The sequence below is a fragment of the Brassicibacter thermophilus genome, assembly GCF_055378355.1.
The window spans coordinates 120,598-143,999 of record NZ_AP042446.1; the positions used below are offsets into that span (position 1 = coordinate 120,598).

Sequence of the window (23,402 nt, forward strand, 5' to 3'; positions counted from 1 at the left end):
CACTTTAATTATCTCTATCACGGAAAATAGATTTTTCAAAGGCTAATTTTAAAATTCAAACCTGTTTACCTATAATCTTATCTAAAAAAACTTATTAATAAAAAATTCAAGACTAGTGTATATAAGATTATTAAGCATTTCTTGAATATTTATTAATCATTTCTTCTAGCTTCATGTTTATCTCAAATAGTCCTTTGGTTATCATTTTATTTGAGTTTTCATTTGCTTTACTTTTTATTTCATGGTTCAGGGTTTCTATTTTGTCCTTCAATTCCGTTATATCATCTATTATTTTATTTAATTTAACCTTTTTCTTAGCCTTTTCTTTATACATATTATCATCTGCAATAGTTATAGTCTTTTCTATTTCATGTGCACAGTTAGAACAAGCAGCTCCAGCACTTATTTCAATATGAATATTTTCCTTCTTTCCCTTTTCACTTATTTTTTTCTTAATCCTATTTATCACTTTTTTTACAACAGTCCTTTTAGTGTTTAAAAGCAATACAAAGAATTCGTCACCACCATATCGTATAGCAATATCACATTTACGTATACTTTCTATAATAGACCTGCCAACAATTCTTATAGCTTTATCTCCAAACAAATGCCCTTTAGTGTCATTAATGTGTTTTAGATTATCAACATCAATAATAATCAAAGTAAATATCTTAGGCATTGGTCGATGCAGCATCCCAGATATCAACTGTTCCCAATAGTTTCTATTATATAATCCTGTAACTGAGTCTTTGTACGCATACTCATAAAAATCTTTATGAGGTTGAATAAGAACTAAATAATATTGTTGATTATTTATATCAACTTTTTCAACAGTTACAGTGTAATGTTTATAGTTATTATGTATAGTTTTTTCAATTGGTAAATAATCTAAAATATCAATATTCCTTAAATATTCTTGAGCATAAAATTTATCAATATTGCTATAATGAATTTTACCTTTATTGTCTATTAATATGTATACTGTTTTCTCAATCTTTTCAAATTTATTCATATAACATTCCCTCACAAATTTAATATAATGCACTAAGTGCATTATATCATTAAAGTATTAAATTAAACTTAAGTACCAATAAAGTGCAAATTGCATATTAATAAAAGTTAAACTTTTATCATAATATACACATAACTTGTCTTCATCATCTTTAGAAATTAAAATCTATAATACGGTTCACTTTATCTACTTCTTTTGGAAGTCTTTTTGATATATCTTCAACAAATTCTTTTGAAATATTCAGCTTCTCTCTAATACGTTCAGAATATACAAAAGTAGTTTCATTTCCCATCAACTTCTCATAATAATTAGTGCTTATAGAATCTGCTAAATGCATTACCATCACTTCATTACTAACTTGGCTATTTATAAACGGAGTATGATGATATCCAACAATCTCAGTTATTTCTTTCGGTAAACCCCATTCCCCACATACCCACATTCCAATTTCTGTATGAGTTAATCCACTAAGCACAATTTTTTCTGCTACTATTTGATGTAATCCCTTTAATTGTAATGAATAAATTTTGTTTAAATAGTCTGGTAAGCATATATCTAAAACAATTACCCCAATATCATGAATTAATCCATAGGTAAACATTTTATCCTTATCACATAAGCTTGTCTCATGTGCAATCATAGAGCTTACAATAGATGTCCCAATGCAATGTTTCCAGTATGCTTTATTGTCAAATAATTTTGCTCGTCCACTTCTATTTGGCAATAACAATTTTGTTATATATGCTATAGCAATAATTTTAGTATTCTTAGCTCCTAAATACAGCACTGCATCTCTTAACGATAATATTTCACGATTTAATCTTGAATTGTAATTTATTCTTTTAATTAAGGAATATTCTAATTATGGAAGATTATTTATTTTCTTTATACAATCATCTAAATCAAATTCTGATGGTTCTAATAACATATTTAATATTTCTCCAAATTCTTTTGGTATTTTAGGTAAATAGTTTGATTCGTTAATCAGTTTAATGATTGGATGAGCTTGCATTTTTTCCTCCTAGTATGGATTAAATCGTACTAAAACTAAATCGTACTAATTAGATATCTTATATTGTCTAATTTTAAAAATTATATAATATAATTTCCAAAACTGCTTTATCTTCATTATAAAATAACTTATCTCATAATTAAAGTATTTTTCTTTTTTATTTTAACCTTATTACTTTTTTGACTAACTTCATTATTTTAATTATACTACAACTTTTAGATTTGTATATTCACACAAAAAAACATGGTTTACTATCTCTAATAAACCATGTTTTTTACAATCTCATATATTATATTTGGTTGTTTTTTATCCGCCCAATCAAGTCTTCCACTTTCTCTTTGATAATATCCCTTGCTTTTCTATAATCCTCTATTGGTCCTCCTGATGGATCTTCAATTCCCCAGTCTTCCACATGGTTACATGGTACATAAGGACATACTACATTACAACCCATAGTTATTAAGATATCGACCTTTTCTGGAATATCAGTTAATAATTTGGGATAATGACCGCTCATATCTATCCCTTCTTCTTCCATTACCTTAACTGCTAATGGCTTTACTTCAGGATAATTTTCTGTCCCTGCTGAATATGGCTCGATTACATCACTTCCTAATTTTTTTGCCCATCCTTCTGCCATTTGAGAACGACAAGAATTATGAACACATACAAATGCCACCTTCTTCTTCATATACTCTATTCTCCTTTTTATTTTATTTAATCTTTATAGCATTGGCCTTTAATATGTCTTATAACTTTATTCTTATCTTCTTTTATTTGCTTGCAAGTAAAATTATTACTTTTATATTTATTAAACCTTTTTGTATCTTCTAAACATTGTGTGTTTTCTTCAATTTTCTCTTTAAGGAATTCATATAACAAGCGATTTTCTTTAACAAACTTATCATCTATTCTATAATAAACCCATTGTGACTTCTTTCTGCTAGCTATAATACCTGCACTTTTTAACTTATTTAAATGCCTTGAAGCATTAGATTGTGTCATTCCTAGTATTGTTTCTATCTCACATACACAAAGTTCTTGTCTTATTAGCAAATTGAGTATCCTAATCCTATTTACGTCTCCTAATGCTTTAAATATTTCAATAAAACTCAATTTATCACCACCTATATCATTATATTTGATTATACTCATATAATAATATATATTTATATGCTTGTCAACAAATATAGGATGCTTCAAATTCTCTCTTTATATCTTCTAATAACTTTTTATCTTTTATAATATCTACAGCTGTTAGTACCAATGCTCCTATAGTTTTACACATATTATCATAAGCAGTAGGAGTAGTTGAAGCTAATGCAAATTCTCTAGTATGAGCTATTACCTCATCATTACTTATTTTAAAATATGGATGAATTGATGGACACACATGACTTACATTTCCCATATCTAATGAACCAAAACTTTGCCTAGCTTCATTTATCTCTGTAACCCCCATATCCTTAAGTCTTTTGCAAAATGTTTCAGATAGTATTTTATTTGTAACTAAATTATCATAAGAAGCTTCATAATTTGTAATTTCTAATTTGGTTCCTGCTGCAAGAGAAGCTCCTCTTGCACAATTCTTCACTTTTTCACTCAATTCCTCTAAATATTTCTTAGTAGTTGCTCTAACATAAAATTGTGCTATTGCTAAATCTGGTACAATATTTGCTGCCTTTCCACCTTCTACAATTACTCCATGTATTCTAGCATCTGACCTAATATGTTCTCTAAGAGCATTTATATTATTAAAAGTATTAATAGCTGCATCGAGGGCATTAATTCCTTTTTCTGGATTAGATGCTGCATGAGCCGTTTTACCCTTAAATGTAAACTGTATAGCCTCCATAGCCAATGAGTCTCCACTTTTGTAATAAGCATCACTAGGATGTGCTAACATTGCTATATCAATATCGTTAAATGCCCCTTTATTTGCCATATCTACTTTAGCACCACTTGTTTCTTCAGCAGGAGTCCCAAATACTACAACTTTTCCTCCAATTTCGGGAAGTATTTTGCTGAGAATTATCCCAGCTCCAGTACTGGTCGTCCCCAATAGATTATGCCCACATCCGTGTCCTATCTCTGGTAATGCATCATATTCAGATAGATATGCTATGGTAGGCCCTGGTTTAGGACTTGTAAATTCAGCTCTAAAAGCAGTTTTTATACCCATATATCCTTCTTCAACAGTAAATTTGTGTTTTTTCAATAATTCAATGTGAGCTTTACTTGATTTTACCTCTTCATATCCCATTTCTGGGTTATTATAAATATACTCATTTAATTGAATAAACTCATTTTTATGGTCTTGTATAAATTGTATTACCTTATTTATCATAGTATTACCCCTTTAAAATTTTTATTAATGAATGCACTTTTTCACTATGTTTTACTAAAGTAACTTTATTTACATTATAAAAAAACTTATAAAATGGGTCAACAAACATTTGAGGAAATTGCATAATAAATATTTTTTAAATTTTGCAATTTCCTCATTTAAATATCATTTAAAATTAATAGCTTTAGCAGGACATTTTTCCATTATCTCTTTCAACTCATTTATTTGGGTATCTTTTAGTGTAGATTCCTTCCATCTTGCTTTCTTATCCACTACCTCAAAATGCTGAGGCATTAATTTTTCACACAATCCACATCCAATACAATATTGTTTCTTTATATCAATACCAGTTATTTTGCTTAAACTTTGCTCTTCCTGTATAGGCATATCTTTCTTTTTTACAAATACAGTCACAATATGTGACATTATCAGTATAGATACTACTGTCAATATCCATCTAAGCCCCATAAACTGTACTCCTAAAAATTTCGCTTCATTAGCAAGCATTGGTACTTTTATTACTGCCCACGCACTTAATATAATTACCACATTTGCTATGCTAGCACCTTTCTTTAAAAGCATTTTACAAACTGGAAATGCTGCATAAATAGGCCCTGCTGAAAAACTTCCTAATAAGAATGAAAATAGAGTCCCCTTTATTCCTGACTTTTCACCAAATCCATTCATGATTACTTTTTTAGGAACCCATGCTTCAATAATTGACGTAAGTATAAAAATCACAGGCATAATTTCAAGCATCTCTATAATATAGTACATACTATTTTTCACAGATAAATAAGCCTTATCAGGCATTGTGATAAATAGGAAAATATATGCTAGAGATACTACTGTCAACAGTTTGTTCTCCTTAATTATTTTAATCATTTTATATAATCACTCCCATCATCAGTGCTATTATAAGTGCAAATATAAAACTAAAAACATTACGTGTAGTAGCAAATTTAAGGCCAAACTCTTGTTTCTCTAATGGAAAAGTCACTACTCCAACCATTGTCAAAGTTGTTAAAAATGCAACAGCAGGAACTATACTTGCACCTGCATCTACAAGAGATCCTACTAAAGGAAATGCTACAAAAGCAGGGATAAGTGTAATACTACCTGTCAATGCAGAAACGGCAGTTGAAATAAATGGATTGCTTTCTCCCAAAACATCCTTTATAACTTCTGGTGGTATAAATGTCAAAATTAGTCCTATAAGAAATAAGATACCTACAATCTGTCCAACCATATTTTTCATCATACCCTTTGCCATTTTCATAGAATTAAATGTTTTTTGTTTATTTTTAACAAGGGAGGCTAAAAAGGCAGCCCCCGTTATCCCCCATAATGATATAGTGAAAATATCCACCTTTCATCACTCCTTTTCTTTGTAGTTTTTAAGATTAGGTGATTTTACTGCGAAAAACTCCCCTTTCATTATGTTTAAGTCTATATTATAATAAATAACAACAACATACAGTTACCATGGTAACTAATTTTAAAAAAGGGTGTTTTTATGAATATAAAAAATTATCTGAATATCTTAAGATTAACAGATTTGTTTAATGGATTTTCTACTGAAGAATTGCTTAATCTTTTCAAAACTCATCATTATATTATCTCTAAGTACAATAAAGGCAGTATCATCCATTTTGAAAGTGAAAAATGCAATTATTGGGATATTATTTTGAAGGGACAAGTATTTGTTCAAAAAATTGATGAAAAAGGAAATGTATTAACTATTACTGAATTTAAGGTTGGAGACAATATCGGTGGTAATCTATTGTTTTCAAAATACCCATATTATCCTATGAGTGTTATAGCAAAATCAGATACTGAAATTTTACATGCTGATAAAAATTTTGTACTTAAGCTTTGTCATACTAGTCAAGATTTTTTAGTAAAGTTCTTAACTTGTATATCAGATAAAACTACTATTTTAACAAACAAAATTAAATCTATATCCATGAAATCTGTAAGAGAATCTATTATTGAATTCTTAAATTATGAGTATTACACTCAAAAAAGTAGAAAAATAAAACTTAATATTACAAAAAAGGAATTAGCTGAAAGATTAGGTGTACAAAGAACTTCCCTTTCTCGTGAACTTAATAAAATGAAAAAAGATGGTTTATTAGATTATGACGCCCACTCTATTACTATCTGTGATTTTGATATTATTCGCAAGCTTTGATGAATGAGGAAATTGCATAATTACTATTAAGTAACAACTTAATCTAATATCATTATACATTGAATTTACTAAAAAATTAAATACACTAACCTAAATGTGCTTAAATAATGGATATTAATAAATATAATTTAGTAAATATGTCAACTCTTCATATTTTAATTATTGAGAGTTATAATATTATTAAACCGTGAAAGGAGTGTTGCTAAATGAAAAATTTTGATTATTCAATACCTACTAAAATATTCTTTGGAAAAGGCCAAATAAAAGTACTCGGTGACCAAATAAAAAACTATGGTTCAAGAGTACTTCTTGTATATGGCGGTGGAAGCATAAAGCGAAATGGGATTTATGATAAAGTAGTTAGTATATTAAAGGATAATTCTATTAGCTTTTGGGAGCTTTCAGGAGTAGAACCAAATCCAAGAATAACAAGTGTAAGAAAAGGTATTGAAATTTGTAAAGAAAATAATATAGAACTTGTACTTGCAGTAGGTGGAGGTAGTTCAATAGATTGTGCTAAAGTAATTGCAGCAGGATACTATTATGAAGGGGACCCATGGGATATTGTTGTTGACCCTAGTAAGATTACTAAAGTTCTTCCTATTGCATCAATACTTACATTAGCTGCAACAGGTTCTGAAATGGACCGTAATGCAGTAATATCAAATATGGACACAAATGAAAAAATCGGTACAAGACACCCAAATATGGCACCTAAATTTTCTATACTTGACCCCACATACACATTTACAGTACCAGCAAAACACACTGCAGCAGGTACAGCAGATATTATGAGTCATATTTTTGAGGTGTATTTTAATAATGTAAAAAGTGCTTTTCTACAAAACAAGTTAGCAGAAGCACTTCTCATGACTTGTATTAAATATGGTAAGATCGCTATTAATGAACCTGAAAATTATGAAGCTAGAGCAAATCTAATGTGGGCATCAAGTTTAGCAATTAACAATCTTCTAAACTATGGAATAGACTCTATATGGAGTGTTCATGCCATAGAACACGAACTAAGTGCATATTATGATATCACTCACGGAGTAGGACTTGCAATATTGACGCCAAATTGGATGAAATATGTTCTTGATGATAGTACAGTTGATAAATTTGTTGAATACGGTGTAAATGTTTGGAAAATTGATCCAAACAAGGACAAGTACGAAATAGCTAATCTAGCTATTGAAAAAACAAGAGAATACTTTATCTCTTTAGGAATACCTGCAACATTGAGTGAGCTTGATATAGATGAAGAATACTTTGAAAAGATGGCAGCTCATGCTACTAGAAATGGTGACATAAAAGGATTTAAGACTTTAAATACTCAAGATGTGTTAAATATACTTAAAGCTTCGTTATAATAAAGCTTAAAGTTACAATCTTTTCTTCTTTAAAAACTATAAGCACCCCTGGAAGACCTATTGATAGTCTTCTAAGGGTGCTTTAAAATCAGTTGCGTTATATTTATTTCTTAATTTCCTTTATTTAAGACTATTTTTTTAACATTATAGTAAATTCTTCTCCAACTTGCTTCCAGTCATTACTCATCCTGCCGCTTTTTTCAGGAAGTTTTGCTGCATATGGAGTTAATGTAATAGAAGTAATGTCTTTAGATAAATTACCATATATATTTTCATATCTAAAAACTATATCTTCATTAGATTTGTTGGTTAATGAAAAAATGACTTCATTTCCTAAATTATCCTGGCCTCTTAATTGTATTTGGTAGACTTCTTTTGATTCATTTTCAATCTTTCCTAATATTTTTTGATTTACAGGATTAAATCTAAATTCTTCAAGTATATAGTTTTGATCCCCTATATTAAATGAATAACCTATTGGTAATGCATAAGTGTTGGCCATTAATTCTTCACCACTTGCAGTAAATTCAAATCTCCATTTACCTCTTATATTTTCCCTAGAATTTCCTACATAATAATTCAATTCACTTAGCACAATTTTAATATCTACGTTTTCTTTAGTATCAATTCCTTTAGCCTCTACACAATAGGTCTGTAAAAATAGAGTATTTGAATCGTCTATAGCTCCACATGACCCAATTGCTCCATAATTCCTTAACTTTTTCCCATTTATAAATATGTCATAATCAAAGTTAACACTTTCAACTTCCTTATTGGTATTTACAATAGTCGAAAAAATTAATTCATCTTTATCAATAATTACATCAGATAATTTTACTTCTATCCCTTTATCCTCAACAGTTTGATTAACTACATTTGCGTAAGGCTCAATGTCTCTTTCAATGCCAAGGGCTTTGCCTATAGAATAGGATATCTCTGAAATTTTTGATTCTGCAGCAGCATAAACATCTATCCCAAAGTTGGTCTGACTAAAAATACCTACAGCCAATACTAAAGCAGCTGCAATAACCCCTAATTTTCTAATATTTAATTTTTTCCCTTTGTTTTTTCTAAAATTATCTTTTAATTTTTGCTTTTCCATATCGCTTAACTCCTCTCTTTTATAATCTTCAATATTAATTTCCACTTGATTTAGAAGTTCGTATATATTTTTAGAACCCTTCATTTTTAGAACCCCCTGCCACATTAATTGCTTTACGCATTTTCTTTTTTCCCCTTGAAATCCTATTATAGAGAATAGACTTACTAAGTCCTGTCTCTTTTGATACTTCATCCATATTTTTGCATTCAAAATATATTTTTTTAAAAATCTCCCTGTCTTCTTCTGATAAACTGCATAGCATCTTTTCTGTTTCCCTACTGATTTCATCTGCTAAAATTTCTCTTAGTAAATTACCTTCTGCAGAGATAACTACATCTTCTATATTTTTAGTCTCTGTATTTTTCAAATATTTCCTCATGTAATCAATAGATTTATATTTTGCTATCCCTGCTATCCAATTTTTAAAACTAGATTTTTTTGGGTCATAGTAATGAATATTTTCCCATATTGCAAGTAAACAGTCATCCATACATTCTTCATAAAAATCTTGTAAATTAAAAAGGTGTTTCTTCAAAACTGTCTTGATAACCCATGCATAGTTATCAATAACATATTCTAAAGCTTTTTCATTCCTTTTCTTGATTTGATCAACAAAATTTTCTTCTGTTATTTTCAATGGCACCACCTTCTTTACTTTATTATCTACATGTAGATTTTTATCTTTCTATTTAATATTTCGTAATCATAAAACTAAATCTATCAAAAATTTTAAATTATTATAATGTAGAAAATTTATGAATTACTAAATTTCAAACCTGTAGTAATTATGCAATTGCCTCCATTTATTATAAAATTTCTCACATAATAAAAGGAGCTTATTTATAATAAATCAAATAAGCTCCTTATTATTATAGTTTATAAAAAGTGCATTAAAGGTCATTGCTTTATTCCATATAAATATATTTTCACTGCGACTTATTTAAACACTACCATATAATCATAAATTCATAAATTTTAATTTAGTATAATATATCCATATTCTATAATTCTTGAATTGGAATAATAGTATTAAGTTCATTAATTTCTTTATTTTCAAGCAATCTTTTTATATCTTCATAATTCTTAGTTGCTTGATCTATATCAGTAGTAAATGAGTAGTTTTTGTCCTCATAAAAAGCTGCATGGGCTATTCTGTTTCTTATTTTATTTATTGAATTATATTTATCAGCTAGTTTTTCTAGATCTTTAACTTTATTTTGATAATACCGTTTAACAACCAATTTTTTAACCTTTTCTCTATTATTAAAATCCGTTAAATCTAAATCATATACTTCACACAGCTTTGTAAGGATAGCTTCAATAAGGCAAATATATCCATGGCCATATCTTTTATTTTCAAAATACCATTTGCTTAGTTCCAATTGAAATTCTGAAGCTTTTTGTATTTTACTAAAACGAGAAATAAAGTCTTCAATCAATGGGAAAATATACGGTATAGGCCCCTTTCCTTTATATTCAATATTTATAAGTTTATTCAAACTTTTTATTTGTGTCTGTAAATCAGTCAGATAATTAATATTTAAAAGTTCAGATATATTATTTATTTTTTTAGACATCTCATCTTGATTATTTTCATAAATATTCGCTTTTTCTATGAGGTCACTAATTAAATAACCATTACCATAATTTATAAAATCATGCACTCCTCTAATCCACTGAGATATTAGAAATAAAGGCTTTAAATCAACAATAGGAGCATATCCTAACTCATCTTTAGCTTCATACATTCCATAATATAATCCTTCCAGAGTTATTTTTTTATGATTTAATATTTGAATGAATTCCATCATTAAATACATAAATAATGGTATAGATCTAAAGGAATGGGTTACATCTAAATAAAGCTCATCTCCATCATTTAAAATCTCAGTAAGTTTCATAAAAAGGTTGAAGTTTTGCCACAATTCTTCTTCATTTAATCCGTATTTTATAATTAGTGGAAATGACCCGCCTAAAGCTGATGGATTAATTGCTTTTAAATATTTATCTACTGAATCCATTGTTTTTTCAAGTATAACTTCATCAACTGCTGGATTGTCAAAAGTGGAATTTTCAGCTAAATCTCCTACTTTTGCCCAATAGTCATAATCAAACTCACAATTAATAACTTCTGTAAAATATTTATAAACTTCTTCCCACATAGATTTAGGGGTGCCAATGAAAACTACCTTATCCACTTTTAAATAATTAGCTAAAGCTGCTGATACAAAAGGAGTTTCAAAAATAGAATCATTGTCTTTAAATTTATATTTTGTCCTTCTATACTCTCTATTAGGATTACCTTCTCTTTTAGCAGCACCTATAGGTGATATTAATACTTTAGCCACCTTTATCTTCCCCTTTTAATCTTTGAAATATTATCATATCTATTAAGTTACAAAATAATTTAAAATTTTTACAAATATCTAACATATTTTCTGAAATTTACATGTTTAAAAACTCTATTTGTAATAGTTAAACCGTCTTGAACCTTTTCTTCTACTTGTCTTATAGAAGTTGCATAAATAGGTATTCTTCTTATATTAAAACAATAATCTACAAGATAGAATGTTGCCCCAAACTCTCCTTGAACAAGTACATAATCCTGTTCATTTGATTCTTCTAAGATCCAATTTTTTATAGGTGTCAATACATCTATGGGCAATTCTCCAGCAGGCTCAATATCCGACCAATTTTTTCTCAATTCTAAGGGAAGTGTTTTTATATGTTCTATCTTCAGCATTTCTTTTGCTTCTTTAACTTGCATATCTGAAAGCTGGTGAGACATTATAACTAGCAAATTCAAAATTATCACCTCATGTTAATTAATTTGCTATTTATTAAATAGCTTTTGCAACTGGGTAGCCATGCTGTCATTGAATAGCTCATTACTCTGTTTACTGCTGCGTTTTGGATGTTTCTTATGGAATCTCCTTTTATCTCTAGGTTTCATTTTTTCATTCTTTTCACTGTCTTTCTTTTTTACCAACCTTCTTGTCCAGCCCAATACGTATTTTAATTCTTCTAATGTCAAATCATTGAACTCTTTATTTTTTATTATATATCCTTCTTTTATTTTTGAAATCTGTAGAAAATCTTCTATAAAAGCTTTAAAGGAATAGGATAAAGTTTTTCCCCCGCCTAAAAATCTATCTATTTTAAAACCTTTATTATCATAAATAACTTCACAAAAATACTGTTTTTTCATATTTTCATCTTCAAACTTATTCCCTGATATTTCTATAACATCAAGTAATAGGTCCAAAAATCCACCGGTTCCCCTTTCATTAATAAACTTAGCAGCACTTTCAGCACAGCTTAGAAGATATTTTTTATCTTTTTGCAAGAAGCCCACCTCCTTACTCCAAAGATTTAACCGCATTGTTAAAATTTAAAATCTCTATGAGTTTAAAAATATTCTTTGAAATATCAGCATTTTTATTGTTTTTATATTCCTTAGCCTTATCTGCCCATTTTTCTTCAGATTCTACGCTGATACTCCCATAAAAATGATTTTTTCCAAAACCTATTTTAGGATGTATGTCTCCACTCAATCCAAAGGAGAAGCAAAGCAGTTGAAGTTGTTCCTCAGTTAGCCCCTTAAATCTTACTTCACCCTTAAATTCTGCATTTTGCTGGACGAATTCATATAACATGTTTCCCTTAGGCTGTATCCCTAAAATGCCGTGCTTATAAAATTTATGCCCTTTATACTTTCCTTCCTTATTAAAATAAAATGAATTTTCAGGATGAGGTTTATGAGATGCAGGCAACCCTATTATCTCAGTTTTACCTTTAGTAAGGTAACAGTCATTGAATTGTACCTTACTTTTATAGCCCATACTCCCAAACATGTCACATATTATGCATTTCTTTTTCTTATCCTTATGACTTTTATCAGATAATTTTCGTTTATCTAAATTAGCAGAAGGCGTATAGCAGCTATAAGAGATAGCTTCAGCAATGCTTCTTACTACCCCTTTCAAACTAGTACCAGGAATTACAATCTTATCATTCACTCTTATAAAAGGCTTAAATATCTGTTTATTTTCGTCAACACTATACCTTCCAGGAGATACATGTATAGGAGTCAGCGTTTTTATAGTTATGGGTATTATTCCTTCATAGAGCTTCCCACTGCACTCGTAAGGCTCACATTTTAAAAAAGGTACGAAATCATATGATTTGTTCATTTTCCAAATCACACCTTCTTACAGAATTTTTATCAATCTTAATGTTTTTTAAAACTTGTTCGATATTTTTTATTTCATCTATATTTCTGTATATATAATAATCCTTTTCAGCATATTCTTCAGGGATTTTAGATTTATTATAATATCGCAATTCCAAATTAACATTATCTATTTTTATCTTTCCAAAGCCCTTAGAAGTCAACCCCCCAAATGTTATAGACCCCTCATTTATTCTTCTAAAAAGTTCAAATATAAGTTTCAATTGCCATGGGAAAAAGTTCTTTAGTTTAATCTGACTTTTAAAATTACAGTATTCTACATACTCAAAATCGAAAAGTGCACCACGTTTACTAGCTCCTGTTATTCTATCTATTGCAACAGAGGATCTTTTAGCTATTTTATATTCCCCATCAGGAAATGCATCATAGAAATAAACTCTGCTTTTCATTATAGTTGAACCAAATAGCTTGCAAATGGGGCAGCTTTTTTTATATTTTTCTTCGGAAGTATATTTTTTATCAGAATCTTCTAGCTCTCTTTTCAAAATGCTACCACAATTTTTATGATTATCTAATATATTACATGGTTCTAAGCCTAATGCTTTTACAAATTCTTCTGCACTGCTTCTAAATATGCCTTTAATGCTTGTCCCAGGAATAACTGGTACTTGTTTACCGTCTTTATAAAAAGCTAAATAAGTGTTATCTGCTGCTGTTGGATCCAAAGAACTGTCTTCACTAGCTTTAATAAATAAAGGACTTACAGTTTCCATATTGAATGTAAATATCCCTTCATTATAAAGTTTACTAAACATAGCTCCACCTCATTTCATCAGATAAACCTGTTTGGAGATATTGTTTTAAGTTTTTATCAGTTATTTTATATATTTTATAATCAATTAATTGAATTTTGCCAAGTCCATAAGTAGTTTTGCCACCTACTTGCAATTCACCACTAGTTAATATATTTATAATCAATTTAAATAAGTCTACAAGTTCATCATCAAGATTATCCACGCTCATATAAAAATTAAATTCTGTACCTGCTGCCACCTGTTCATAATCGTATTTCTTATTGTCTGCAGCTGTACCTGTTTCTCGATCAATAGCAACTCCATCTCTTTTCTGAATATATGCTTTTTCGGTTTTCAATATACAATCCCTAATGGATATCTTAGAAGCAAAGTAATTTGAACCAAATATTTTACATACATCGCACATATTTGTGTATATTTCCTGAGCTATTTTTAAATCTTTATTAGTTTTTTCATTTTTATATTTTTCCTTAATCTTATTTATTTCTTCTTTAGTTAAACAGGGCTGGTTTACTATTAAACACGATTTTAATTCGCGGCTTAATTTTATACCGCTATTTACCATGGTCTCTGCATAAGTTCTGAGTACCCCCTTAAGAGAACTTCCTGGAATATATGGATTACCATTGTAATCTACTATTACGCCTTTATCTGTCTGTATAGGATTAAAGCTGTCTTCCCCTGCTCCTATATGCAGTGGAGTATTTGCCTTGAGTATTCCTTTAACAATATATTTATTCTGATATTTATCAAAAAGCATTTTCCCACCTCCTATTGTTTTCCTCCTATTATTCTTTTCTTCCAATATAAATAGCCAAAAAATCTGCTGATATTATTCAATGCTTCTTTATCATTTTTATTTGAAGCTTCGTATATTTTATCTAAGTAGCTGATTATAACATCTCCGAATTTTATTTTATTTTTTGTGTCGAAAAAAGCCTCCCATCCATTTCCTTTAACGGTTTTATACTGTATAAAAAGTTTAAATTCTTCATAGCAGTCAGCATTCAAGGCCAAAACTGCCAACTGTCTTATATTATTAGACCCTATCTTATCCTTAATTTTCGATTTTGTATTCTTATAATGGTCTTCCCAAAACTCTTCATTATCACCTATTTCATTAGCATATTTTATTAGGTTTTCATTAATATTTTTCATTGAGTAACACCTCCAAAATAAAATATGAAATCTCCAAAACCATTTTCATTTTCATTCCCCAAACCTTTAATATTTGTAAAATAGTCTAAAGCATTATCAAGGGGTTCTTGTGTTCTAAATAATATTACACTGCCTTTTTCTAACATAATTACAGGTTCTTCCCTGATATTTATACTATTTTTGGATAAATCAAAACCTCTAAAATTAAAGGTTTCACAGTACATTTTATATATTTCAAATTTCTTATCTATTTTTAATACATCTTGCCATAATTTTTTATATTCATCTGTAGTATAATATCTAGAAAAGTCTATATTAACATCAACCTTAGCATCAGATACAAGTTTTACAGCAAAATAATTGAATTTATTATCTGCATCGTTAAAGTCTAAACTTTTATATTTATCATCAAATTCTTTCAGTTGATTTAATATATCCTCCCTACTTTTATCTTTTTCATCTATTGGTTCAATAGTACATTTCCCATATCCCACAGATATGTATTTGCCAACTCTTAATTCATCTATAACTTTTAAATCCTCTTTATCTAATCCAAAAATATATCCTGTAAAAGCATTTTTATTGTCAGATGTTTCGGATACTGCTACTATTGAATACAACTGACCATCCTTTGAGGTTCTTGTGTAATTATCTATTTCCGTTTTAGTTAGAAATGTTTTCTTGACGTTATACTTTTTATTGTCTTTAATATATCCAGTTACCCCTTCTACTCTTCCACCTTCTCTGCATACAGGACATTCCCTCTTATGAGTCAGTACATCTATATAACCATGTGATTCATCATATTTACATACCATAGCTGTAAGAGGCAAAATATCTGCTCCTTCTGGATAGAAATAGGAAAATTTAAGAGAACTAAATTTTTGGCATAGATTTCTTAATTTGCAACTTATACATCCTTCTCTATCTCTGTAATAAACCCAATTTTTCTTTTTTTCACCATTTATGTTAACGATTTCATTTTCATAAAATTCTTTGCAATTATTAAGTATATATTTGGCAAAAGCAGCTCTTAATACATTCCCTTGTATATAATCAATACTCTCAATATAGTTTGTAGCAATTTTCCTTCCACCTAATATAACGGGAGAATGAAAATTTAACCTTATCTTCAATTACTTCACCTCCTCAAGGTCAATTTCTACATGTCCATGGCCTCTACTTCTGCCGTTCCCAATGGAATCTATCATTTTTATTGCCATCTCAAGATTCTCTTTATAATTAATTGTATCATCATCAAAATAAACCTTGATAAATCCTTTAAATAATCTATTACCTGATAATTCTTCAGTGAATAGAGCATTATCTTTTGCTGTTTTTCTATATCTATCAATGGCATTGCCAAATCGTATTAACGTTACAGGTTCTTCTTCTGTTATAAAATCATCTATATATATTTTAGATGGGCTATATCCAGGTTTGCCAAATATTTTACACATAGGACATACACAATTTTCTTCACTATGATTTAAATCAGTTATCATATAAAAATTGTTCCTTATCTTGCCTTTGATAGTGCTAGCAGGAATATAGGGTTTCCCTTTATATTTAACAGTACTTTTATTTATAAAATTATCTATACTTTCGCCAGTAGCTATATTAAAGGGAGTTATAATTCTAATGTTAACATTATAAAGCACTTGCTTCATTATGTTCACCTCCAGAGTAATCCCATAACAGCACTATATCATTCCAAGGAGATACTAGTTTATCATTAACCCTAACCAACCCAGTAAATGTAGAACTATCAGAATCAAAAATTTTGCTGACATATTCTGTATATTTTTTTGAATTTAATTTGGCTATTTGGTATAGATAAAACAGTTGAAATTCATTAGGCGACATATTTTTTGCAGCATATCTTAGTTTATAAAGCTGATTTTTACTTATTTTTTTGTTTGCTTTTTTGCTATCTTCTTTCATATTATTAATAATATCAATTACTTTCTCTAGCTTCTTATTATTCATAGGAAATAATGTAGTATCTTTACTTTCTAAATCTATATATGAATTACCTTCTATAACAACTACATCTAAAGTACCCATATTCTCTTCGCTTTTCCTCTGATATTTTTTAGCATTTTTTAAGGAATGCTGGCATATAGAAAGCATATTTTGAATAGGAGTTGTTGATTTTGCTATACAAACCCCTGCTGAAAGAGTTATATTATGGTCAAAAGCTCTATCAAATCTATCTATTATTTTGTTAGCAATGTTAAGACTAATATCTGCAGGAACAGCAATTAGCAGGTCATCTCCTCCAAGGCTTATTGCTTCAAATACTGGTTCTTTTGGGTTAGTTTCATAAATAGAACTATAAACACAACTTTTCGTTGTATTTTCTAGCTTCCTACTAAAATACATGTGTTGAAAAGGCGTCTTAATATTTTTTATAACATTTCCTAAATTATTTCCGTCTGCATAAATTAAAGCTATATATCCTCTGGAATCACCTATGTCATTTAAAGAATTTATTTCATTCCTTTTTATCATTTTAATTTTTTGGCTTTTTTCAAACTCATCATAAAAAATAGCTTTGTTTTGTCCTACTGTAGTCTTTCTCAAACAAGATGGGCAAACATCTATTTCGCCATCAGGTGAATATGTTTTATATTTTGCATCCCTGACTCCACAAAGCTGACAGACTTGTCCACTTTCGGCATATCTATCTTTTTTAAATACAAATTTTTCTCCCTTTATTTCTATTTCTTTAATTTCACTATCTGGATTTATATCATATAGTTTAAGTTTTTTCCTTTCATCGAGTTTTTGATTTAATTGGCCCTGAATCTCATTATATTTAACAGCAATATCATCAATAGTACATGTTATACACTCAAATGCATTTTTAGCAGTTAATGCGTTTTTAGTATATTTCATTTCTAGCTTCTCGCATATTTTTCTCCCTTCTCCTTTTGGAGCAATAATAAGTACATTACCACCACCACAGTAGATGGCACATTCCCTTATATAATTCTTATCTAAAAACTGTAAAGTTGCTTCAGTATTTAAATAATCTAAAATAGCACTGGCCCCTCTGATGTCCTTAATCTTATTATTTTCAAGAAAATATTTTTTTATCTTGTACAAAGAACCTTTAATAAAATCAACTTTTATTTCTCCATATAGTTCAACATGCTTACCTTGAGAAATGGAATACAGTATGTTATTTATAAATTCTTTTTCTCCATTTATAAAGGATTTATAGCTATTATTTCTATCAAATTTACTTTTATCATCTGTTAACAAGTAATCAATTAATACATAAAAAGAGGCCACATCTTTAATAGAAGGCAATAAATTATCTTTCGTTTGAAATTTTCCATTTATTTTAAAATAATAAGGTCTATCTTCATATTCATTAAAAACTTTACTAATATCATCAACCTTTTGAATCTTGCTTTTTATTTCTTCTAATAGCTTTAAGTATTCACTGATGTTAATTGGTGATGGTTCTAAATAATTTGCTATGGAATCAAAATTTTCTAGCATCTTGTCCCTCCCCTTTTATTGTAAATCTACCATATCCAAATATAATATGGCTACCTATACATAACTTCTCACATGCTATTAGATAATCCATGAGATTATTTACTCCTTGAGAAAAGTTTATCTCTCCCTTAAATCCATAGATTGTTTCTTTTTGCTCTAATTTCTTTATTGGATAATTTTGTTTGACTATACTTAAATTAAAACTGGTAATATTCTCATCATCTACAAATGCGTCTAGAAGTTTCATATCTTGTTCTTCTATTGCATTAAAATTCATAAGTCTATCCTTAATAAAATGACTAATGCTTAAATAAGGCATAAAACTAATTTGATTAGGCGCAAAAGGTGTAATAAGTACTAAAGTTGCACTTTCTTTTATGAATGGCTTTTTATAACTAATACTATCTGAAATATACTCAATATTTATATTATTTTCGTTTAACATCCCATTTTCAAATATTGGATTTCCTTTATTGTTATAAATACCTATTAAATCATATTTTGCTTTATTTGGCCCTAAACCTATGATGCCTAACTGGTCAAACACATATATAAAATGGCTTAAATAATCAATTGCTTCATTTATCAATCTAATACTAAAAGTAAGTTCCTGATTTTCCTTAAATTTTCTTTTTTCATCGCTGCAGTCAATTAAATAATAAGGTCTAATATTATAGCTCTGTAATATAAGAGGTTTGTTTGCTTCATAGTTATTTCCTAATAAATTTTGGATTAAACATTTTGACACTATACTGCAACTACTACAATCTCTTTTATTTATACAGTAAAATTTCAATAGTGTATTTAATAATGCACCATTAAGCATTAAAATTTTATATTTTGAAAGTGTAACATTTTCTATAAATTTAAGTTTAAACACCAGTTCAGTGTATTTTATGTCACGCAATAAAAGCACCTCATTGTTTGTCATATTTTTCAACGATTAGTTTTTCGAAATCGTTTATAAATTCATCAAGATTCTTTTTAAATGTTTTAGCTTTTCTAGCGTCTTTCCTATATCCAGCATGATTTAAATCATTCCTATAAGCACCTAATTTATCATATAGTTCTACTATCTCTTCATTTAAATATAATTTTATTTGCTCATTTATGTGCTCATACTCACTATTTAAACTAGCATTATAACGTTTATTATAACATGGTATTATACCGGATATTGCGTCTCGGATTTCTACATTTGATAAATCTAAATTGCCTGCAATGCATAAATAGTTTATGATATTTTCTCGTAAAAGAGTATATGCTTGTTGTATAAGATTCAAATCTCTGCATAGTTTTACAGTATTGTGGATATCTTTTATTGTATCTCCTGAATAGAAATGAACTTTTGCATACGCTTTCTCAATAATTTTTTCAAAAGGTTTCAGTTGACTTTCTTCAATTGCTTTTATTGATTCAAGCGATTTCTTTAGATTACAGCCGTATTCAGAAATTTTATTTCCTCTTACAGTATATAAAGTGTTAGAAAAGGATTCTAAATCAGTATTTATGTATTCAGAAAGTTTAGCATCTTTATTTTTACCTCTTGTTTCTCTAAGTATAGGGTTAATAGTTTCTTTTACCATCTTAGATAGCTGACTACTATCTCCGGTATTTATGAACTTTTCCGCTCCTATTGTCCAATCTGTAATAGTATTGAACAATGATAAATCAAAAACGGGAGCTATCCCATCAACTTTTGCCTCAAAAGCTCCATAGTATATGGCTTTTATAGTTATATTTTTTATAAATTTAGCATAGTTTAGTACTGACATAATGATAATTGGTATAGATCTAAAGGAGTGGGTAACATCTACGTATACATCATCTCCTTCTTCAAGAATTTCAAAAATAGTATCGAAATTGTTCCATATTTCTTCTTCATCTTTACCATCTAATAGGGGAACTTCCTCATACTTTATGTTTTTACTGTCAAAGATAGACTTAAGCCCTATCCTCTCACCGTTATCCAACCAATTTTTCTCTCTAGCTTGGCTTGTAAGCCCTACATAAATAATTGAATCATCTCCCACAATTTTATGTATTGCCTCTTGTACAAATCTAGTGATAACTTCAATTTTTTCTCCTGTAATTTTATTAGTATAACTATAAGTGGTTTCTTCATATTTTCCTGTTCCTAAAAAAGTAATTATCTTTTTCAAATATCCATCACCTCACAATTAATTATTCATATATTTGATTATTCTACATGAATTACCAATATCCTTTTAGTTTTGTAAATATTTAACTTGTTTTTTGTGCATTAAGTATTTAATTGTCATTTAATGTGAATTTATAATATAAAACCCTAGTTATAAGGCATAAATTCTACCTTAGAACTAGGGTTTTCCATAAAAATAGTTTCTTTTTTAATTTAAAAAAACCCCTTTCTGTACCCTGTAAAACATATTTAATAATACCTATTCATTATCAATCAATTGAATAATCTTCACCTATAAATTCAGCAACATTATAGAAGTGCATTATCTCAACATATATGTTATATTTCACATCTAATGCATATATACCTCCTCTATACTCATATATATGTTCTTTATCATCATAGGGAGATAAAAACCTATAGTATCCATGTTTTATAGGTGGATTTTCTTTCATAAACTTCTCTAAATCTATATTAATATTTTTAAGTTGCTTAGCCAATGACCAATTATCTGGCTTGTCTCTCTTTATTTTTTCTAATGTGTCTTTTAAATCTTCTTTTGAACAATCTTCTCCTGGCAAAGTATCCCTCTCATAAATTTGTTCATAAAACCACAATGCTCCTGTTAATATCCACATCTTGCGATAGTATTCAATAGCCTCTTCTTCCGAATATATTCCAATTTCTTCATCTAGTTCATTATTGTATGTAACACCAAACTCAAATCCACAACTAGGACATATATATTTTTTATCCAAAGCATACACCTCCATTAAAGCTATTAAAGCTTAGGAAGTTAAAAACGATACAATATCCCAAGCATAATTTTTTTCTTTCTTTTCCCAAACTAAAGAAAGTTCTATGTATTTTCTAATATTTTTATCTCTATATTCTTCTGGTTTATCTTTTATTTTAAAAATATAACCTCTTTTTGTAATATCCAAAATGATTTTATAACACCCTTCTGGATGAGCTGGTATATCTCCATTCAACCAATAAGTATTATATGTGCTTTCTTCAATAGAAAAAGTACATAATTCAGAGTTTTTATAAACTTTAAAATAACCAACAGGTGTTTTAAATCTATCTACAAGCATACTTTATACTCCTTCTAAATTAATTATTGGTGAAAGATTTTATCTATTCTCTTACGGTCATAATCTAGTATCCATGTATTCAATTTTTGATAAAGTGGCATTAATGTACCCTTATCATAAGCCACAATATCAAGTCCCCTATCATCATATAAATGCAGCATAATATGATTTTCAGTATCAAATAAAAATACCGATGAAATAAATTCACTTACTCCACCTAAATCACCAAGTATAATCTCTCTAAATACTTTTTCCATTGGTATTTTTACACTTTTCAAATCCCAATAAAATTCAGTCATGTTAACTTTAGCCCCATTAACTTCTATATATTGTGAATGCTCTTCTTTAGGCAATATTGGTGCTACTTTTTCTTTAAATATAGTTTTTAAATTATGACTTTCCTTATCATTTTCTGGGTATGTTTGCCACACTAATATACTAGGACACTTTATTCCATAATTATATATGACCATAGCACGTTCCAATGCATTATCAATATACCTCTTTGACACAATGCCATCATTGTCATATACATCTCCTACCCCTATTTCAAAGCGAATTCCTGTATGACAGTGGTAAAATATAGGATGTTCAAATCCATTTAATCCAAATAATTTTAATTCTTTCTGAATTTGTTCTTTAAGCAGATTTTATACCTCCTAAATAATTTAGAATTTGTAAATTCTTAACCTTAAACTATAGGTAAACAAAAATTAAACTTAAAGTATGTCTATGGAAAATCAACTTTCCCTGCTCCGGTATTCAAGCACTATTTAGGGTAAAATATTAGGGTAGTGCTTGAATAAGTCGCGATGAAAGTAGATTTTCCAAGGCATAATAATTAAAGTATTGAAATTGTTTACCTATAGTTATACAATTCCCTTTTAATAATTATCTAGTTTAGGTATCGAATTCACAGTAATAAAGTGCTCTATTATCTATATCATAGATAGCAATTGTAAAATTAAACGAATAGCGATTCAATAAGTCCGTATCATCTTTTACGTCTTTACTCTCCTTGTGCCTATCAAGAAAAAAATAATACCCATTATGTACCATTGGAAAAATTGGTTTTAAATCATTATTAGTGATATATGGACCAACAGATTCATTTGAACTTTTTTTGCCATATACAACTATATTCAAATTTTCAGATAACGGTAATTTGTTCCAATCTTTATTGTTTTCGAGATTTCTAACAATATCCTTGCTATCCTTTTCAGAAAATGTCATTTCTACATAAGTAATCCCATCACCATGAAATCCGCCATGTGAATCCACGCTTTGTGATATTGTTCCCTTCGATAAATCAATACCTAAAGTTTTTGAAATGTATTTTGTTGAATTATTTGAAGAACAAGACGTTATTATAAATGCAATGAATAAAAACATTAAAACACTTAAATATTTTTTCTCATCATTCATATTT

Annotated in this window: 28 protein-coding genes; 2 read left to right on the plus strand and 26 right to left on the minus strand. The window is 28.7% G+C overall.

What is annotated here, in order from left to right:
* Positions 1-130: 130 nt before the first annotated feature.
* From ACZ41D_RS00555 to ACZ41D_RS00590, 8 genes are all read right to left on the minus strand, one after another.
* Positions 131-1,012: a diguanylate cyclase gene (locus ACZ41D_RS00555; RefSeq protein ID WP_464151992.1), complete on the minus strand. Its 882-nt coding sequence runs from the start codon at positions 1,010-1,012 to the stop codon at positions 131-133.
* Between the two features lie 151 nt (positions 1,013-1,163).
* Positions 1,164-1,859 carry an HDOD domain-containing protein gene (locus ACZ41D_RS00560; protein WP_464153097.1) on the minus strand — a complete coding sequence of 232 codons (696 nt, stop codon included), beginning with the start codon at positions 1,857-1,859 and terminating at the stop codon, positions 1,164-1,166.
* A gap of 15 nt (positions 1,860-1,874) precedes the next feature.
* A complete protein-coding gene (locus tag ACZ41D_RS00565) occupies positions 1,875-2,024 on the minus strand; it encodes a hypothetical protein (protein ID WP_464151993.1) in 150 nt (49 codons plus the stop codon).
* A 289-nt stretch (positions 2,025-2,313) separates the two neighbouring features.
* Complete coding sequence (locus tag ACZ41D_RS00570) at positions 2,314-2,715, minus strand: arsenate reductase ArsC (protein ID WP_464151994.1); 402 nt, start codon at positions 2,713-2,715, stop codon at positions 2,314-2,316.
* A 26-nt stretch (positions 2,716-2,741) separates the two neighbouring features.
* Positions 2,742-3,140 (minus strand): ArsR/SmtB family transcription factor, encoded by a 399-nt coding sequence (locus ACZ41D_RS00575; RefSeq protein WP_464151995.1) that lies wholly within the window; start codon positions 3,138-3,140, stop codon positions 2,742-2,744.
* 64 nt (positions 3,141-3,204) lie between these two features.
* A complete protein-coding gene (locus ACZ41D_RS00580; RefSeq protein WP_464151996.1) occupies positions 3,205-4,371 on the minus strand; it encodes a M20 family metallopeptidase in 1,167 nt (388 codons plus the stop codon).
* A gap of 165 nt (positions 4,372-4,536) precedes the next feature.
* The gene (locus ACZ41D_RS00585; RefSeq protein WP_464151997.1) at positions 4,537-5,256 is read right to left on the minus strand and encodes a permease; all 720 of its coding nucleotides are present in this window, start codon (positions 5,254-5,256) and stop codon (positions 4,537-4,539) included.
* Between the two features lies 1 nt (position 5,257).
* On the minus strand, positions 5,258-5,740 hold the full coding sequence (locus tag ACZ41D_RS00590; RefSeq protein WP_464151998.1) for a permease: 483 nt from the start codon (positions 5,738-5,740) through the stop codon (positions 5,258-5,260).
* A gap of 147 nt (positions 5,741-5,887) precedes the next feature.
* Here ACZ41D_RS00590 and ACZ41D_RS00595 point away from each other — a divergent pair, with 147 nt between their 5' ends.
* Together ACZ41D_RS00595 and ACZ41D_RS00600 are read left to right on the plus strand one after the other, a co-directional pair.
* A complete protein-coding gene (locus ACZ41D_RS00595; RefSeq protein WP_464151999.1) occupies positions 5,888-6,565 on the plus strand; it encodes a Crp/Fnr family transcriptional regulator in 678 nt (225 codons plus the stop codon).
* A gap of 206 nt (positions 6,566-6,771) precedes the next feature.
* Complete coding sequence (locus ACZ41D_RS00600) at positions 6,772-7,935, plus strand: iron-containing alcohol dehydrogenase (RefSeq protein WP_464152000.1); 1,164 nt, start codon at positions 6,772-6,774, stop codon at positions 7,933-7,935.
* A 130-nt stretch (positions 7,936-8,065) separates the two neighbouring features.
* On the opposite strand, the gene ACZ41D_RS00605 is transcribed toward ACZ41D_RS00600, so the two are convergent.
* The 18 genes from ACZ41D_RS00605 to ACZ41D_RS00690 all read right to left on the minus strand — a co-directional run bounded on the left by ACZ41D_RS00605 (position 8,066) and on the right by ACZ41D_RS00690 (position 23,398).
* Positions 8,066-9,121 (minus strand): DUF4179 domain-containing protein, encoded by a 1,056-nt coding sequence (locus ACZ41D_RS00605; RefSeq protein ID WP_464152001.1) that lies wholly within the window; start codon positions 9,119-9,121, stop codon positions 8,066-8,068.
* Positions 9,108-9,680, minus strand: coding sequence for a sigma-70 family RNA polymerase sigma factor (locus tag ACZ41D_RS00610; RefSeq protein WP_464152002.1), 573 nt, complete (start codon positions 9,678-9,680; stop codon positions 9,108-9,110). Before ACZ41D_RS00610 ends, ACZ41D_RS00605 begins: the two co-directional genes overlap by 14 nt.
* Positions 9,681-10,038: 358 nt before the next feature.
* Positions 10,039-11,385 (minus strand): TIGR02221 family CRISPR-associated protein, encoded by a 1,347-nt coding sequence (gene csx2, locus ACZ41D_RS00615; protein WP_464152003.1) that lies wholly within the window; start codon positions 11,383-11,385, stop codon positions 10,039-10,041.
* A 68-nt stretch (positions 11,386-11,453) separates the two neighbouring features.
* Positions 11,454-11,843 carry a CRISPR-associated protein Csx20 gene (csx20, locus tag ACZ41D_RS00620; RefSeq protein WP_464152004.1) on the minus strand — a complete coding sequence of 130 codons (390 nt, stop codon included), beginning with the start codon at positions 11,841-11,843 and terminating at the stop codon, positions 11,454-11,456.
* 27 nt (positions 11,844-11,870) lie between these two features.
* Positions 11,871-12,383, minus strand: a complete 513-nt coding sequence (locus tag ACZ41D_RS00625) for a hypothetical protein (protein WP_464152005.1) — start codon at positions 12,381-12,383, stop codon at positions 11,871-11,873.
* A 13-nt stretch (positions 12,384-12,396) separates the two neighbouring features.
* A complete protein-coding gene (locus ACZ41D_RS00630; protein ID WP_464152006.1) occupies positions 12,397-13,230 on the minus strand; it encodes an RAMP superfamily CRISPR-associated protein in 834 nt (277 codons plus the stop codon).
* Positions 13,214-14,044 (minus strand): type III CRISPR-associated RAMP protein Csx7, encoded by an 831-nt coding sequence (gene csx7, locus ACZ41D_RS00635; RefSeq protein WP_464152007.1) that lies wholly within the window; start codon positions 14,042-14,044, stop codon positions 13,214-13,216. The genes ACZ41D_RS00630 and csx7 (ACZ41D_RS00635) overlap by 17 nt, the downstream gene beginning before the upstream one ends.
* The gene (gene csx7, locus ACZ41D_RS00640; RefSeq protein WP_464152008.1) at positions 14,037-14,804 is read right to left on the minus strand and encodes a type III CRISPR-associated RAMP protein Csx7; all 768 of its coding nucleotides are present in this window, start codon (positions 14,802-14,804) and stop codon (positions 14,037-14,039) included. The genes csx7 (ACZ41D_RS00635) and csx7 (ACZ41D_RS00640) overlap by 8 nt, the downstream gene beginning before the upstream one ends.
* A gap of 11 nt (positions 14,805-14,815) precedes the next feature.
* Positions 14,816-15,202, minus strand: coding sequence for a hypothetical protein (locus ACZ41D_RS00645; RefSeq protein WP_464152009.1), 387 nt, complete (start codon positions 15,200-15,202; stop codon positions 14,816-14,818).
* Positions 15,199-16,338 carry a hypothetical protein gene (locus tag ACZ41D_RS00650; protein ID WP_464152010.1) on the minus strand — a complete coding sequence of 380 codons (1,140 nt, stop codon included), beginning with the start codon at positions 16,336-16,338 and terminating at the stop codon, positions 15,199-15,201. Before ACZ41D_RS00650 ends, ACZ41D_RS00645 begins: the two co-directional genes overlap by 4 nt.
* A complete protein-coding gene (locus tag ACZ41D_RS00655; protein WP_464152011.1) occupies positions 16,339-16,872 on the minus strand; it encodes an RAMP superfamily CRISPR-associated protein in 534 nt (177 codons plus the stop codon).
* Positions 16,853-18,715 (minus strand): Cas10/Cmr2 second palm domain-containing protein, encoded by a 1,863-nt coding sequence (locus ACZ41D_RS00660; RefSeq protein WP_464152012.1) that lies wholly within the window; start codon positions 18,713-18,715, stop codon positions 16,853-16,855. The genes ACZ41D_RS00655 and ACZ41D_RS00660 overlap by 20 nt, the downstream gene beginning before the upstream one ends.
* On the minus strand, positions 18,699-19,622 hold the full coding sequence (locus ACZ41D_RS00665; RefSeq protein WP_464152013.1) for a hypothetical protein: 924 nt from the start codon (positions 19,620-19,622) through the stop codon (positions 18,699-18,701). Before ACZ41D_RS00665 ends, ACZ41D_RS00660 begins: the two co-directional genes overlap by 17 nt.
* Before the next feature lie 10 nt (positions 19,623-19,632).
* A complete protein-coding gene (csx2, locus tag ACZ41D_RS00670) occupies positions 19,633-20,877 on the minus strand; it encodes a TIGR02221 family CRISPR-associated protein (protein ID WP_464152014.1) in 1,245 nt (414 codons plus the stop codon).
* Between the two features lie 268 nt (positions 20,878-21,145).
* Positions 21,146-21,634, minus strand: coding sequence for a hypothetical protein (locus ACZ41D_RS00675; protein ID WP_464152015.1), 489 nt, complete (start codon positions 21,632-21,634; stop codon positions 21,146-21,148).
* A 30-nt stretch (positions 21,635-21,664) separates the two neighbouring features.
* Positions 21,665-21,973 carry a hypothetical protein gene (locus ACZ41D_RS00680; RefSeq protein WP_464152016.1) on the minus strand — a complete coding sequence of 103 codons (309 nt, stop codon included), beginning with the start codon at positions 21,971-21,973 and terminating at the stop codon, positions 21,665-21,667.
* A 23-nt stretch (positions 21,974-21,996) separates the two neighbouring features.
* Positions 21,997-22,620 carry a DUF3885 domain-containing protein gene (locus tag ACZ41D_RS00685; protein ID WP_464153098.1) on the minus strand — a complete coding sequence of 208 codons (624 nt, stop codon included), beginning with the start codon at positions 22,618-22,620 and terminating at the stop codon, positions 21,997-21,999.
* Between the two features lie 253 nt (positions 22,621-22,873).
* Entirely contained in the window at positions 22,874-23,398 is a 525-nt protein-coding gene (locus tag ACZ41D_RS00690) for a hypothetical protein (RefSeq protein WP_464152017.1), read from the minus strand.
* Positions 23,399-23,402 lie beyond the last annotated feature (4 nt).

Excerpts from the sequence above, each read along its gene's own strand:
- ACZ41D_RS00555 (WP_464151992.1), bottom strand. The coding sequence starts at position 1,012 with ATGAATAAATTTGAAAAGATTGAGAAAACAGTATACATATTAATAGAC.
- ACZ41D_RS00565 (WP_464151993.1), bottom strand. The coding sequence starts at position 2,024 with ATGCAAGCTCATCCAATCATTAAACTGATTAACGAATCAAACTATTTA.
- ACZ41D_RS00570 (WP_464151994.1), bottom strand. The coding sequence starts at position 2,715 with ATGAAGAAGAAGGTGGCATTTGTATGTGTTCATAATTCTTGTCGTTCT.
- ACZ41D_RS00580 (WP_464151996.1), bottom strand. The coding sequence starts at position 4,371 with ATGATAAATAAGGTAATACAATTTATACAAGACCATAAAAATGAGTTT.
- ACZ41D_RS00585 (WP_464151997.1), bottom strand. The coding sequence starts at position 5,256 with ATGATTAAAATAATTAAGGAGAACAAACTGTTGACAGTAGTATCTCTA.
- ACZ41D_RS00595 (WP_464151999.1), top strand. The coding sequence starts at position 5,888 with ATGAATATAAAAAATTATCTGAATATCTTAAGATTAACAGATTTGTTT.
- ACZ41D_RS00600 (WP_464152000.1), top strand. The coding sequence starts at position 6,772 with ATGAAAAATTTTGATTATTCAATACCTACTAAAATATTCTTTGGAAAA.
- ACZ41D_RS00605 (WP_464152001.1), bottom strand. The coding sequence starts at position 9,121 with ATGAAGGGTTCTAAAAATATATACGAACTTCTAAATCAAGTGGAAATT.
- ACZ41D_RS00630 (WP_464152006.1), bottom strand. The coding sequence starts at position 13,230 with ATGAACAAATCATATGATTTCGTACCTTTTTTAAAATGTGAGCCTTAC.
- csx7 (WP_464152007.1), bottom strand. The coding sequence starts at position 14,044 with ATGTTTAGTAAACTTTATAATGAAGGGATATTTACATTCAATATGGAA.
- csx7 (WP_464152008.1), bottom strand. The coding sequence starts at position 14,804 with ATGCTTTTTGATAAATATCAGAATAAATATATTGTTAAAGGAATACTC.
- ACZ41D_RS00645 (WP_464152009.1), bottom strand. The coding sequence starts at position 15,202 with ATGAAAAATATTAATGAAAACCTAATAAAATATGCTAATGAAATAGGT.
- ACZ41D_RS00655 (WP_464152011.1), bottom strand. The coding sequence starts at position 16,872 with ATGAAGCAAGTGCTTTATAATGTTAACATTAGAATTATAACTCCCTTT.
- ACZ41D_RS00660 (WP_464152012.1), bottom strand. The coding sequence starts at position 18,715 with ATGCTAGAAAATTTTGATTCCATAGCAAATTATTTAGAACCATCACCA.
- ACZ41D_RS00680 (WP_464152016.1), bottom strand. The coding sequence starts at position 21,973 with ATGCTTGTAGATAGATTTAAAACACCTGTTGGTTATTTTAAAGTTTAT.
- ACZ41D_RS00690 (WP_464152017.1), bottom strand. The coding sequence starts at position 23,398 with ATGAATGATGAGAAAAAATATTTAAGTGTTTTAATGTTTTTATTCATT.